Raw genomic sequence first — 14,151 nt, forward strand, 5'->3', positions numbered from 1 at the left:
ACGCGGCGCTGTGAATCAGGCGCCCCGCGTCTGACACCACGGCCCCGGCGAATGGGTCTATCGTGACGGTCCGCGGACCGTCGCCATGGAACTGTCGATCAAGAAGCTCACGAAGACCTACCCCAACGGCGTGCGCGCGCTGCAGGGCGTCGACCTCACGATCCCCCCCGGCATGTTCGGCCTGCTCGGCCCCAACGGCGCCGGTAAGTCGTCGCTCATGCGCACGATCGCCACCCTGCAGGACCCCGACGCCGGCAGCATCCGCTTCGGCGACATCGACGTGCTCACGCAGAAGGCCGAGCTGCGCAAGCTGCTCGGCTACCTCCCGCAGGAGTTCGGCCTCTACCCGAACCTCTCCGCCGAGGCCGTCCTCGAGCACTTCGCCGTGCTCAAGGGCATCACCGTCCGCCGTGAACGTCACGCCCAGGTCGCCGCGCTGCTCGAGCAGACCAACCTCGCCGCCGTCCGCAAGAAGGCCGTCGGCGGCTTCTCGGGCGGCATGAAGCAGCGCCTCGGCATCGCCATCGCCCTGCTCGGCCGCCCCCGCCTCGTCATCGTCGACGAGCCCACCGCCGGCCTCGACCCCACCGAGCGCCACCGCTTCCTCAACCTCCTCGGCGAGATCGGCGACGACGTCGTGGTCATCCTCAGCACCCACATCGTCGAGGACGTCGCCGAGCTGTGCCCGAACTTTGCGATCATCGCCGGCGGCCGCGTGCTCTACACCGGCGCCCCCGAGGCCGTCACCGCCACCCTGCGCGGCAAGCTGTGGCGCCGCGTCAGCACCCGCGCCGAGCTCCCCGATCTCCAGCGCCGCCTCAAGGTCATCTCCACCCGCCTCATCACCGGCCGCCCCGTCGTCCACGTCCACCACGAGGGCAGCCCGGGCCCCGACTTCGAACCCGTCGAGCCCAGCCTCGAGGACGTGTACTTCCACCACGTCGCCCAGGCCCAGGCCGAGCCAGCAGCGAGGCCCGCATGAGCCAGCTCCTCAGCTTCGCCGGCTTCGAGCTGCGCTACCACCTGCGCCGCCCGATCACCTACGTCTTCATGGCGACGATGTTCGCCTTCGCCTTCCTGTTCGGCACCACCGACGCGATCAGCATCGGCGGCGTCGGCGGCAAGATCGCCCTCAACTCCCCGTGGGCGCTCAACACCGTGATCATGGTCCTGACCCTCGTCGGCATGATCATCACCTCCGCGATCAGCGGCACCGCGATCCTGCGAGACTTCGAGCTCAAGACCCACGAGCTGCTGTTCACCACCCGCCTCAGCAAGCCCAGCTTCGTGCTCGGCCGCTTCCTCGGCGCCTACGCCGTCACCGTCCTCGTGTTCTCCTGCGCCGCCCTCGGCATCGGCGCAGCCATGTTCTGGCCCTGGACCGACGCCGACAAGCTCGGCCCCGGCGGCCTCGTCAACTACCTCTGGCCGCTCGTCGTCTACGTCCTCCCCAACGCCCTCGTCGCGTGCGCCCTGTTCTTCGCGGTCGGCATCCTCACCCGCAGCTTCATCGCCGTCTACGTCCAGGGCATCGTCCTGTTCGTCGGTTACTCGCTCGCCCTCTCCCTCATCGCCGACCTCGAGAACAAGACCCGCGCCGCCCTCCTCGACCCCTTCGGCATCCAGGCCACCCGCAGCGTCCAGGAGAGCTGGACCGTCGTCGAGAAGAACAACCTCCTGGTCCCGCTGCGCGACCTCCTGCTCTACAACCGCCTGCTCTGGGTCGGCCTCGCCCTGCTGGTGCTCGCGCTCGCCTACCGCATGTTCCGCATGGAGGCCTTCCTCGGCGCCCGCCGCCGCGGCAAACCCGAACCCGAGCCAGACCAGACCCCGCGCGTCGCCACCAGCATCCCGCCAGTGACCCTGCGCCCCCGCCCGCTCGCCGAGCTGCGCACCCTCATCGGCCTCTACTACCGCGGCATCACCGGCGACCGCCCGTTCCGCGCCCTGGTCGCCAGCGGCATGCTGCTGACCGTCATCAACGCCTTCAACGCCGACCTCATCTACGGCACGACCACCTACCCGGTCACGTACGCGATGATCGAGATCGTCGCCAGCTTCGGCCTGTTCTTCCTCATCATCACCGCCCTCTACAGCGGCGAGCTCGTGTGGCGCGAGCGCAGCCTGCACTGCGACCAGATCCAGGACGCCACCCCCGTCTCCACCCCGCGGGTCTTCGCCGCCAAGATCATCGGCCTCGTGCTCGCCCAGGCCGTCCTCATCCTCGCCCTGATCGCCATCGGCGTCGCCGTGCAGGCGATCAAGGGCTACACGAACTTCGAGCTGGGCGTCTACTTCGGCTACCTCTACGGCTTCGTGTTCCCCGGCGTGGTCCTCACCACCCTGCTCGCCTTCTTCATCCACGTCGTCGCCAACAACAAGTTCCTCGGCAACGCCCTCGTCGTCGTCTTCTACATCCTCACCATCGCCCTCTCCGCCTGGGGCCTCGAGCACCGCCTCTACAACTTCGGCAACGCCCCCACGCCGACCTACTCGGACATGAACGGCTACGGCCCCGACGTCGCCGCCAACCTGTGGTTCACCGCCTACTACTTCGCCTGGGCCATGGTCCTCCTGGCGATCGCCCGCCTCCTGCTGGTCCGCGGCACCGTCGCCGGCTGGCGCGCCCGCCTGCACGCCGCCCGCGGCCGCCTCACCCCGCGCTGGTTCGCCTTCGCCGGCCTCGCCCTCGCCGCCTGGGTCGGCATCGGCGCCTTCATCCTCCACAACACCAACACGCTCCACGTGTTCCGCAGCCGCGACGCGAGCGACGCCCTCCAGGCCGAGTACGAGCGCAGCTACAAGCAATACGAGTCGCTGCCGCAGCCCCGCATCACCGCCGTCGATGTCCACGTCGACATCTTCCCCGAGCGCGGCCACATGCAGGCCAGGGGCAGCTACCAGCTCGTCAACCGCAACGAGCTCGACGTCAGCGAGCTCCACCTGCGCCTCGACGAGGCGGTCACGATCCGCGAGCTCGCCCTCGACCGCCCCACCACCCTCGTCTCCGACGACCCCCGTCTGCGCTACCAGATCCTCCGCCTCGCCACCCCCATGCGCCCCGGCGAGCGCGCCACCCTGAACTTCGACCTCGCCTACGAGCGCGAGGGCTTCGGCAACGACGGCCGCCGCAGCTCGATCGTCGACAACGGCACCTTCTTCAACAACGTCGAGTTCTTCCCCGGCATCGGCTACTCCCGCAGCTACGAGCTCGCCGACGACGACCGCCGCAAGGAGCAGGGCCTCCCGCTGCGCGAGCGCATGCACAAGGTCGACGACCAGGACGCCCGCAAGAACACCTACATCGCCAGCGACGCCGACTGGATCGACTTCGCCGCCAGCGTCTGCACCTCCCCGGACCAGATCGCCATCGCCCCCGGCTATCTCCAGCGCGAGTGGGAGGCGGACGGCCGCCGCTGCTTCGCCTACCAGATGGACAGCAAGATCCTCCCCTTCTTCGCGTTCCTGTCGGCCCGCTACGCCGTCCTGCGCGACAAGTGGAAGGATGTCGACATCGAGATCTACTACCAGCCCGGCCACGAGTACAACCTGACCCGCATGGTCGACGCCGTGAAGAAGTCGCTCGACTACTTCACCGCCAACTTCAGCCCCTATCAGCACCGCCAGGTCCGCATCCTCGAGTTCCCGCGCTACGCCAGCTTCGCCCAGTCCTTCCCCAACACCATCCCCTACTCCGAGAGCATCGGCTTCATCGCCCGCGTCCGCCCCGATGACCCCGACGACCTCGACTATCCCTTCTACGTCACCGCCCACGAGGTCGCCCACCAGTGGTGGGCCCACCAGGTCATCGGCGCCGACGTCCAGGGCTCCACCATGCTCTCCGAGTCGCTCTCGCAGTACTCCGCCCTCATGGTCATGGAACGCGAGTACGGCCGCGACAAGATGAAGAAGTTCCTGGCCTACGAGCTGCGCAGCTACCTCCGCGGCCGCAGCAGCGAGCGCAAGAAGGAGCTGCCGATCATGCTCGGCGAGGACCAGCCCTACATCCACTACAACAAGGGCTCCCTGGTCTTCTACGCCCTCCGCGACTACCTCGGCGAGGACGTCCTGAACGCGACCCTGGCCCGCTACATCCGCAAGGTCGCGTTCCAGCCGCCCCCCTTCACCACCTCAAAGGAGCTGGTCGCCATGCTCCGCGAGGTCACCCCGCCCGCGCAGGCCCACCTCATCGAGGACCTGTTCGAGACCATCACCCTGTTCGACAACAAGGTCCGCGAGGCCAGCGTCGAGGAGAAGGACGGCAAGTTCACCGTCAAGCTCACCCTCGCCGCCCGCAAGCTGCGCGCCGACGAGCTCGGCGTCGAGACCGAGGTCCCGCTCGCCGACGACATCGAGGTCGGCGTGTTCGCGGCCCCCGGCCCCGGCGAGACCCTCGGCCGCCCGCTCTACCTCCAGCGCCACCACATCACCCAGGCCGAGACCACCCTCGAGCTCAGCGTCGACGAGCGACCCGACCGCGCCGGCATCGATCCGAACAACAAGCTCATCGACCGCAACCCCGACGACAACACCGCGTCCCTGTGAGCCGCGCTCCGTGCTCGCCGGAGCGCCCGCGCCGAGCTCCCGGCCCGGGCCCTGCGATCGCCGACGCAGCGCCAACATTACGCCGCTGCCTCGCGCGACGAGATCGCCTCGCCAGTGATAAACCTGCGCTCATGCGCAGCCCTTACCCTTGCCTCTTCATCCTCGCCTCGCTCCTCGCCTGCGGCCCCGGCGGCAACAACACGGACACAAGCACCGGCGGCAGCACCAGCACCAGCGCCTCGACCAGCAGCCCCGCGACCACCGAGCCCACCGGCGAGCCGACCACCAACCCCAGCGAGCCCGGCACCACCAGCACCGCCTCCGCGACCGGCACCGCGACTGGCACCGCGACTGGCACCGCCACCACCACCGGCGAACCCGGCAGCACCAGCACCAGCACCAGCGAGCCAGGCAGCACCAGCGCCAGCAGCACCGGCGGCACCGTCCTCGGCCAGTGCGAGAGCGACAAGGACTGCAAGCTGCAGGACGACTGCTGCACCTGCACCGGCGTCCCGAGCGACGAGAACCCGGTCCCCTGCGGCCTCGACTGCAAGCAATCGAAGTGCTCCGAGCTCGGCATCGACGCCGCCGTCTGTCGCCTCGGCGTGTGCGAGACGGAGCGCCTCCAGTGCGATCAGACCAAGGTCGCCTGCGACGCCCTCCCGCCGATCTGTCCCGAAGGCCAGCTCCCAACCATCACCCCCGCGTGCTGGACCGGCAAGTGCGTCCCGGCCGAGTACTGCGACGTCGTCCCCGACTGCGGCTTCTGCCCGCAAGGTCACCTGTGCGTGCAGAACATCGATCTCGGGCCCACCCAGCCCACCTGCGAGCCGATCCCGCCCGGCTGCAGCGACGACCCCGACTGCGCCTGCGCCGGCGACCTCGTGTGCAAGGACCCCTACAATTTCTGCAGCGAGCAGAAGGGCCCCGTGATCCACTGCGAGTGCCCGAACTGCTGACATACCGCGCGCCCCCGCGCGTGGCCCGGCGAGAATGTCAGCGTGCAGCTCGCGGCCAGCCGCGAGCTTCGCCACTCCCGCAGCAGCGCGCGCCCGCACGCGTCGTCCCGCGTCGCCGCGTCGTGTTACAGATCGGCGATGCGCACCACGCTTGCCCTTACCTTGACCCTCTGCCTCGCCGCCTGCGGCACCGAAGACAAGACCAGCGACGCGAGTGACTCCGCGAGTGGCTCCGCCAGCGAAGCCACCGGCGAGACCACCGCCCCCACCTCGGGCCCCACGTCGGGCCCGAGCTCCGGCGAGTCCGCCTCCGGCGAGTCCGGCGCTGCGACCACCGGGGGCCAGTCCAGCGTCGTCGCCGAGGACTCGCGCTCCATGTGCGTCGGCCAGCCGCCGCTGCTCCCCGAAGAGCTCGGCTCCCCGCCGATCGCCGCCCCCGGCCTCAGCGCCATGGCCCTCGGCGGAGGCAAGGTCGCCGTCACCGAGACCGAGTACGTCGAGAACTGCGGCTACAGCTTCACCGCCGTCCCCGAGGAGACCGCCCCCAACACCATCAGCATCACCTACGAGCACACCGGCAGCGAAGCCGACTGCGAGTGCAACTTCACGATCGACTTCACCCTGAGCGGCCTGTCCCCGGGGACTTGGACCATCGAAGGCCGGCGCCCTCTCGGCCATGGTCGACGTCACCTGAACGCCCGCGGGCCCTTCCGCCCGCGCTCGACCATGGGTCCGATCGCAGACCGGTCGCGGCCGCCCGCGATCCACGCTAGCCTGCCCCCATGGACTGCCGCACCCTCGCCCGCGCCGCGTTCGCCTGCCTGCTCGTGCCCGCCTGCCAGCGCGTCCCGATCGACGACCTCGGCGGCGAGAGCTCCGGCAGCGCCACCGACGTCGAGAGCGCCGACGACGGCGTCCCCGGCGACGCCGACGGCGGCTTCGGCCCCGAGTTCAACTGCGAGCCCGCCGACGAGAATGCCTGCCCCACCGGCCAGAAGTGCACCGCGATCAGCGAGGGCGGCCCGCAGAACCACTTCAACTGCGTCCCCGACGACGGCATGCTCATCCCCGGCGACGACTGCGAGCCCGCCGAGGGCACCGGCCAGGACGGCTGCACCTCCGGCCACGTCTGCCTGCGCACCAACCCCGAGGACCAACTCGGCCGCTGCCTCCCCGCCTGCCGCAACGACGCGGACTGCGAGCCCGGCGGCTGCCAGGCGAGCCCCTACACCCTCACGACCTTCTGCGCCGACGCCTGCGACCCGATCGTCCCCGACTGCGACAACGGCTTCGCCTGCCACCAGACCGCCGACCGCTTCGTCTGCGACATGCTCCTGACCGACACGGACATCAGCCAGCCCGGCGAGCCCTGCAACGCCGTCGGCCTGCGCGGCTGCGCGGCCAACCTCGCCTGCATGCATGGGGCCCTGATCCCCGGCTGCATCGGCGACGCCTGCTGCACCAACGTCTGCGACCTCAACCAAGGCGACGAGCAGTGCGCCTCCCCGTCGCTCTGTCGCCCCCTCTTCGCCGCCCCCGCCCCCGGCTTCGAGACCGTCGGCGCCTGCTACGTGCCCTACTGATCGCCCGCTGGCCCCCCGCCGCCTACTGGCACCCGCGGACATCGTCTGCTGATCGATCGCCGGCCTACTGACCCAGCGCAAAGCTGTACGCCGCCCAGAAGCTCTCCCACTCCGCATCGTCGCAGCCGATGCATCGCTGCATGTGCACCGTCCGCACCAGCCACGCCCCCCGCTGACCCAGCGTGAACTCCACCCGCCCCTTCGCGTCGCTGAATCTCTGCTGACCCTGCGGCTTGCCCGCGGCGTCGCGCACGAAGGCCTCGACCATCACCCCCGCCAGCGGCTCGCCCTCGAAGCGCACCTGCAGCGCCAGCCGCTCGCCCGCCCGCGCCGTCGCCACGTCGCGCTCCGGCACCAGCTCGATGCGATGCCCGAGCACCCGCGTCGACACCCCGTCCGCCGCCGCACCGACCTGCACGAAGGCCTTGAGGTACCGCGTGTAGCGCTCGCGGGCCCGCTGGAACCGCTCGCCGGACCGCTTGCGCTCCGCGAACGCCGCCCGCAGCCCCTCGTGCTTGAGGTAGCGGTTGAACTTGCGGGCCCGCATCGAGATCCGCGCCGGCGTCCGCTCGAGCGCCAGCAAGTGCCCCCCCGACTCACGCAAAGCCAGCCTCACGATCGGCGCCGCCCCCTCGCGCGCCAGCGGCAGCAGGTCCTCGTCACCCGCGCCGCTCAGGTGCCGCAGCGACAGCGTGCGCTCGATCTCCATCGCCTTCTGCTCGTGCGCCGCGAAGTCCTCCCCGACCCACAGCGACAGCGACAGATCGTCCCCCTGCCGCGGCGCCCGCGGCGAGAACTCCAGCCAGTAGTCGTGCGCCCGCGCCGGCCCGGCGACCAGCAGCAACAGCCCCAGGAGGCTCACCCACACAGACCGTCGCATCGCCGCGAGCATGCCCGCCAGGTCCACCTCTGGCAAGCGCGGCGCCGACGAGCGAGGCCTCCCCAACCCGCGATCGACACCTCCGCGCAGCCGCAACTCGAGCCCCACCGACGCCTGCCCGCCGACCCGCGACACCTCCGCGCGGCCGCAACTCGAGCCCCACCAACGCCTGCCCGCCGACCCGCGAGACCTCAGCGCAGCCGCAGCTCGAGCCCCACCGACGCCTGCCCGCCGACCCGCGCCGCCGCGTGCACCGCCACACCGCCCGCCGTCTCGAAGCTCGGCCGCGTGATCGCCACGATCGCGTCGAGCCCGAGCCAAAGCCCGACCCGACCGTCGCGCGGCCGCCAGCGCAGCGCCCCGCCCAGCCGCGTCGCCAACCACAGCGAGCGAGCCGCCAACTTCTCCTTCAGCCCGCTGCCCTCGCCGCGCCCATACATCGCCCCGACCTGCAGGCCCGCGCACAGCGGGAACACGATCGGCGCCCGCAGCAACGCCGGCACCCCGCAGCCCCGCAGCTCGCCGAAGCCGAGGCGAAACACCCCGCCGATCGCCGGCTCCCCGCTCGCCGTGGCGCGCACCGGCGGCGCGAAGCCCCCGTTCAGCTCGACCCGCCAGCCCCGCCCCGCCAGCGACAGCCCCAGCTCGAGCGTCGCGTGCGGCCGCGGCAAGATCCGCGTGAAGCCGACCCCCGCGCCCGCCCGCAGCCCCAGCTGCAGGCCCCGCGGCGATACCTCGCGCCTGTCCTTCGGGACAGGCACATCCGCCCGCGGCAGCGCCTCCGCCGGCTCGACCTCAGGGACAGCCCCCAATAACCTGTCCTCCGGGACAGGGACCACGCCCCTGTCCCCCGGGACAGGCAGCTCCAGCCGCGGGTCTGGCGGCGGCGGCACCACCACCTCCACCGGATCCGCGGCTCTGTCCTGTGGGACAGGTCCAACCGGCGCCTCCGCGAGCGCCGCCAGCGGGTCGATCGCCACCGCGATCATCAGCGCCGCCGCGTCGGCCAGCGCCGCACAGTCGCGGTCCGTCAGCGTCCGCCGCTCGCTGCCCGCCGCCCGCGCCAGCTCGAGCTCGAGACGCCAACCCGCTGCCACCGCCCGCACGCTCGCCGTCGCCGTCAGGTCCGTCCGCTCGATCGCTCCCGGCCCGAGCATCGCCGCCACCCGCCCCCGCAGCGCCGCCTGATCCGGGCAGCTCGCGCCGGGCGCCGCGTCCCAGACGAGACGCAACCCCTCGGCCGGAGCGACGACGACGAGCACGAGGGCGAGGACGACGGACATCCCGGGCGCGCAGTCTATCGACCCGCGGACCCGCCCGCGAGCAGTTCGCCGCTCGTCACCAGCGTCACGCCCGCGGCCTGCATCTCGGCGATCGCCCGCGCACCGTCGCCGGCCTGCAGCTCGACCGCACGACAGCCGTCGACCACCAGACTCGTGCGAAAGCCGAGCCGCACCGCGTCGAGCGCCGTCGCCTTCACGCAGTAGTCCGTGGCCAGCCCGAGCACCCACAGCTCCGACTCGCCCAGCGCCCGCAGCCGATCCTCCAACCCGGTCGCGCGCCGGTGGTCGTTGTCGAAGAAGCCGCTGTACGAGTCGATCTCCGGATCCATCCCCTTGTGCACCACCGCGTCCACCCGCTCCGCCTGCAGCTCCGCGGCGAACGCCGCCCCCCGCGTCCCCTGCACGCAGTGCACCGGCCACAGCACCTGCGCCGCCCCAGCGAGCGTGATCAACTCCCCCGGCGAACGCCCCGGGTGACTCGCCGCGAAGCTCTTGTGCCCCGCCGGATGCCAGTCCTGCGTCGCCACCACCCGGCGAAACCGCGGCATCAGCGAGTTGGCCACCGCCACCACCTCGTCCCCGCGCGGCACCGCCAGCGCACCGCCCGGCAGGAAGTCGTTCTGGATGTCGACCACGATCAACGCGCCCATCGCCGCACCTCTCAGACCTCGAAGTGAAAGCCCTGCTTGACCCGCGCCCGGTACTCGCGCGCGTCGAACTGATACAGCCGGGCCGCCCGGTGGGCCACGCCCAGCTGCGTCTCCGCCAGCTCGCGCAGCACCCCGGTCGCCAGCAGCTTCCGGCGAAAATTCCGCTTGTCCAGCGGCCGCCCCAGCACCGCCTCGTAGACCCCCTGGATCTGCGACAGCGTGAACTTTCGCGGCAGCAGCTCGAAGCCCACCGGCTGCTCGCGCAGCCTGGCCTGCAGCCGGCGCCGCGCCAGCGCCACGATCTCACCGTGATCGAAGGCCAGCGGCGGACAGCGCGAGGCCGGGAACCACCCGACCGCCCGCGCGTCGCTCGCGGCCCGCGGCGCATGGTCCAACCGTCGCACCAACCCGTAGTAGGCCACCGTGATCACCCGATCCCGCGGGTCGCGGCCCGGGTCGCCGAAGCTCGCCAGCTGCTCGAGGTACACCTTCGCCACACCTGTCTCTTCGGTCAGCTCCCGCTGGGCCGCCTGCGCCAGCGTCTCCTCCGCCTCGACGAAGCCCCCCGGCAGCGCCCAGCGCCCGGCGAAGGGCTCGCGGTCGCGCTGGATCAGCAGCACCTTCAGCAGCTCGTCGTCGAGCCCGAACACCACGCAGTCCACGGTCACCGCCGGCCGCGCATGCCGGTAGGTGAAGCTCACGCGCCCCCCCGCGCCGCCGCGATCACCCGATCCTTCAGCCCCTGCAGCCGCTCGTCGAGCCCCACCGCATACGCCTCCGGCGCCTGCAGCTGCCGCACCCCCGCGCCGATGCGCTGCAGCTGATCGATCGTCCGCGCCCGCGACTCCACCAGCGGCGGCGGCGTGTAGACCTGCGAACCCCCGCGCAGCACCGGCACCAGCAGATCCTCCCCGTCGCCCTCCGGCACGAAGCTCTGGTCCGGCGCGTCGAGTCGGTGCACCGCACCGCCGCGACCGAGCGTCTCCTCGTAGATCACGTCGCCCGCGAAGCAACCATCGGCCCCCACGAAGCGCCGCACCTGCTGGATGCCCGGGTTGCTCACCTTGATCGGATCCTCCGACAGCTTGACCCGGTACTCCCACGCCGCGTCGGCGCCGCGACGGATCGCCGCCAGCTTGTACACCCCACCGAGCGCCGGCTGGTCGTAGGCCGTGACCAGCCGCGTGCCCACGCCCCACACCGAGATCTTGGCCCCGCCCCGCCGCAGCGCCGCGATCTCGTGCTCGTCGAGGTCGTTGCTCGCGACCACCGCGGCGTTGGGAAACCCGGCCGCGTCGAGCATCGCCCGCGCCGCCTGACTGAGCCGCGCCAGGTCGCCCGAGTCAAGCCGCACCCCCGCCAGCTCGTGCCCCCGCGCCCGCAGCTGCTCGCCCACCGCGATCGCCCGCCGCACCCCCTCGATCGTCTCGTAGGTGTCGACCAGGAACACGCAGTTGTTCGGCAGCGCCTCCGCGTACGCGGCGAAGGCCTCGCGCTCGTCGGCGAAGGACATCACCCAGCTGTGCGCGTGGGTCCCCCGCACCGGGATCCCGTAGCGCTTGCCCGCCAGCACGTTCGAGGTCGCCGCGCAGCCCCCGAGGTACGCCGCCCGCGCCGCCGACAGCGCCCCGTCGATGCCCTGCCCGCGCCGCAGACCGAACTCCAGCACCGGCTCGCCCTCCGCCGCCGTGCACACCCGCGCCGCCTTGGTCGCGATCAAGGTCGAGAAGTTGAGCAGGTTGAGCAGCGGCGTCTCGACCAGCTGACACTGCAAGATCGACCCCCGCACCCGCAGCAGCGGCTCGTGGGCGAACGTCGCCGTGCCCTCCGGCACCGCGTCGACGTCGCAGCGAAACCGCAGCCCGCCGAGGTACTCGAGGAACTCCGCCGAGAACAGCGGCGCGTCGTCGTTGCCCGTCAGCGTCGCCAGGTAGGCCAGGTCGTCGGCCGCGAAGCGCAGCTGCGTCAGGTAGTCGATCGCCGCCGCGAGCCCGCCCGCGATCGCGTAGCCGCCGCGAAACGGCGGCCGCCGGAAGAACAGGTGGAACACCGCCTCGTCGTCGGCCCGCCCGAGCCGCCAGTACCCGTAGGCCATCGTCAGCTGATACAGATCCGTGAGCAGCGCGAGCGACGTTCCAGACATCCTCACCCCTTCGTGTCCAAACAACACCAAGGCTTCTCGCAGCCCGGGCCGCCCGCGTCAAGCCCCGCCGAGCTCGCTCGCCGGCCGCAGCGGCGCCGCGCGATCGAGGACCGCCTGGCACTTCGGGCCCGGCACCCCGCTCGAGCCGTCGGTGTTGGCGATCCCGCCCTGCGCGTCCAGCATCACGCAGTTCGCCTCCTCACAGTGGTCGAGCCCAAGCACGTGCCCGAGCTCGTGCACCGCCGTGTTCGTCACCCGCCAGCTCACCTGCGCCGCGTCACGCGCCTTCTTGCGCAGGCGATGACTCGACACCACCCCCGCCGTCCCGCCCAGCGACCCGAGCCCGAACACCCCCCAGTCGCGGTGCGGCGGCTTGCTGGTCGAGATGTCCGCGCTCGTCAGCCCCAGCACCCGCGTCCCCGCCGGCAGCTCCGCGGGCACCAGCGTCGCCAGATGATCGAGCAGCAGATCGGCGCGGTAGCGCCGACGCGGCGCGTAGTAGGCCGAGCGCGGCAACGTGATCGCCGGCAAGCGCCGCACCTCCACCTGGTACACCCGCCGCAGCGCGGCCTCCACCTCGTCGACCAGCGCCGCCGCGACCCCCTCCGCGCCAGGCCGTGGATCGTCCAGCACCACCAGCAACACCAGCGCCCGGATCTCCCGCTCCGCCGGGCGCGTGATCGCGCCCCCCGACAGCCCCGGCCCGGTCGTCACGACCCCGGCCCACGCCGCCGACGCCAGCCAGGCGCCCGCCACCAGCGTCGCCGCCAACACACCCACGCCCACGATGGCCGCCCTACCTGCAAGCATCTGCACCTCCGACCGGCCCCAACGTCCGGACCCCGCGCCGTGTTCACCCCGCGAAACTTTCGTTACCCTGCGAGCATGACCTTGAACAGCCCCGGCTCGCAACGCCTCGCCCTCGCCGTCCTCAGCCTCCTCGTCGCCGCCTGCGGCGACTCCACGGAAGGCAGCGGCTCCATCTCCGCAGGCAGCAGCGGCGGCAGCAGCACGGGCAACCCCACCACGCCCACGACCACCGTCGACCCGACCGCCACCACCGACGTGGTCACCGGCGGCAGCGGCTCGCAGACCGGCAGCGCCACCGACTCGAGCACCGACCCCACCGCCGCCACCAGCACCAGCACCAGCACCAGCGCCAGCACCACCGACCCCACCGCCACCACCGGCAACGTCCAGACCGACACCAGCAGCGCCAACACCGGCAGCACCAGCGCGGCCGACACCGGCACCGCCGACACCGGCAGCACCGGTGGCACCACCGACACCACCACCAACGGCGTCGAGCCCTGCGCCTGTCCCGACATCGAGGTCCCCCTCGACGACGGCATCTTCGTCCTCTCCGACGACGCCGAGATGTGGAAGTTCTTCCCCGAGACCAAGCAGTTCGAGATGCTCGGCGCCTTCAACTGCGGCGGCATGAACGGCACCTTCTCGATGGCCGTCGACCGCCTCGGCTTCGCCTGGGTGATGTTCAACAACCCCCAGGGCGACATCTGGAAGGTCGACGTCACCAACGTCGCCAAGTGCATGGACCCCGGCTACAACCAGGGCCAGCTGGGCGTCAACTACTTCGGCATGGCCTTCGTGTCGAACAGCGAGTCCGACCAGTGCGACAAGCTCTACGGCAACACCTTTAACGGCATCGGCGGCTTCGGCGAGGGACCCAACCTCGGCGACTTCCTCACCGTCGACCCCGACACCCTGATCCTCTCCAAGATCGCCAAGACCAAGTTCAACGGCGCCGAGCTCACGGGCACCGGCGACGGCCGCACCTTCATGTTCGGCGGCGTCAACCCCTCCAAGCTCGTCGAGGTCGACAAGGCCAACGGCCAGTTCATCGACGAGATCCCGCTGCCCAACCTGCCGCTCACCAACGCCTTCGCCTTCTCCTTCTTCGCCGGCGACTTCTACATGTTCACCGAGAGCGCCAACCCCAGCGTCTCCAAGGTCACCCAGTTCGACTACGACGACAGCGACATGAACGGCAAGCAGGACCTCACGACCATCGTCGCCGCGGCACCGATCCGCATCGTCGGCGCCGGCGTCTCGACCTGCGCCCCGTTCGCGCCGCAATAGCGATCCGG

General features: G+C 71.3%; 11 protein-coding genes. 5 read left to right on the forward strand and 6 right to left on the reverse strand.

The annotated features are described in order from the left end of the window. Positions 1-85: 85 nt before the first annotated feature. The 4 genes from IPJ59_RS11595 to IPJ59_RS11610 all read left to right on the forward strand — a co-directional run bounded on the left by IPJ59_RS11595 (position 86) and on the right by IPJ59_RS11610 (position 7,087). A complete protein-coding gene (locus IPJ59_RS11595; protein WP_293271550.1) occupies positions 86-982 on the forward strand; it encodes an ABC transporter ATP-binding protein in 897 nt (298 codons plus the stop codon). Next, positions 979-4,545 (forward strand): M1 family aminopeptidase, encoded by a 3,567-nt coding sequence (locus tag IPJ59_RS11600; protein ID WP_293271552.1) that lies wholly within the window; start codon positions 979-981, stop codon positions 4,543-4,545. The genes IPJ59_RS11595 and IPJ59_RS11600 overlap by 4 nt, the downstream gene beginning before the upstream one ends. A 131-nt stretch (positions 4,546-4,676) precedes the next feature. Beyond that, entirely contained in the window at positions 4,677-5,504 is an 828-nt protein-coding gene (locus tag IPJ59_RS11605) for a hypothetical protein (protein ID WP_293271950.1), read from the forward strand. Between the two features lie 782 nt (positions 5,505-6,286). Continuing rightward, positions 6,287-7,087, forward strand: coding sequence for a hypothetical protein (locus IPJ59_RS11610; protein ID WP_293256035.1), 801 nt, complete (start codon positions 6,287-6,289; stop codon positions 7,085-7,087). Positions 7,088-7,151: 64 nt separating this feature from the next. On the opposite strand, the gene IPJ59_RS11615 is transcribed toward IPJ59_RS11610, so the two are convergent. The 6 genes from IPJ59_RS11615 to IPJ59_RS11640 all read right to left on the reverse strand — a co-directional run bounded on the left by IPJ59_RS11615 (position 7,152) and on the right by IPJ59_RS11640 (position 12,829). After that, positions 7,152-7,967: a DUF4198 domain-containing protein gene (locus IPJ59_RS11615; RefSeq protein WP_293271554.1), complete on the reverse strand. Its 816-nt coding sequence runs from the start codon at positions 7,965-7,967 to the stop codon at positions 7,152-7,154. 191 nt (positions 7,968-8,158) lie between these two features. Next, the gene (locus IPJ59_RS11620; RefSeq protein WP_293271556.1) at positions 8,159-9,250 is read right to left on the reverse strand and encodes a hypothetical protein; all 1,092 of its coding nucleotides are present in this window, start codon (positions 9,248-9,250) and stop codon (positions 8,159-8,161) included. A gap of 14 nt (positions 9,251-9,264) precedes the next feature. After that, positions 9,265-9,900 (reverse strand): bifunctional nicotinamidase/pyrazinamidase, encoded by a 636-nt coding sequence (gene pncA, locus IPJ59_RS11625; protein ID WP_293256027.1) that lies wholly within the window; start codon positions 9,898-9,900, stop codon positions 9,265-9,267. A gap of 11 nt (positions 9,901-9,911) precedes the next feature. Then, positions 9,912-10,601: an NUDIX hydrolase gene (locus tag IPJ59_RS11630; protein WP_293256025.1), complete on the reverse strand. Its 690-nt coding sequence runs from the start codon at positions 10,599-10,601 to the stop codon at positions 9,912-9,914. Next, positions 10,598-12,043 carry a nicotinate phosphoribosyltransferase gene (locus tag IPJ59_RS11635; RefSeq protein ID WP_293256023.1) on the reverse strand — a complete coding sequence of 482 codons (1,446 nt, stop codon included), beginning with the start codon at positions 12,041-12,043 and terminating at the stop codon, positions 10,598-10,600. The genes IPJ59_RS11630 and IPJ59_RS11635 overlap by 4 nt, the downstream gene beginning before the upstream one ends. Before the next feature lie 57 nt (positions 12,044-12,100). Continuing rightward, positions 12,101-12,829, reverse strand: a complete 729-nt coding sequence (locus IPJ59_RS11640; protein WP_293271558.1) for a matrixin family metalloprotease — start codon at positions 12,827-12,829, stop codon at positions 12,101-12,103. 99 nt (positions 12,830-12,928) lie between these two features. Between IPJ59_RS11640 and IPJ59_RS11645 the strand changes: the two genes are divergently transcribed. Next, complete coding sequence (locus IPJ59_RS11645; protein ID WP_293271560.1) at positions 12,929-14,143, forward strand: hypothetical protein; 1,215 nt, start codon at positions 12,929-12,931, stop codon at positions 14,141-14,143. The last annotated feature ends 8 nt before the right edge of the window (positions 14,144-14,151 follow it).

The organism is Nannocystis sp., from assembly GCF_016714285.1.
In the GTDB taxonomy this organism is placed as follows: domain Bacteria; phylum Myxococcota_A; class Polyangia; order Nannocystales; family Nannocystaceae; genus Nannocystis.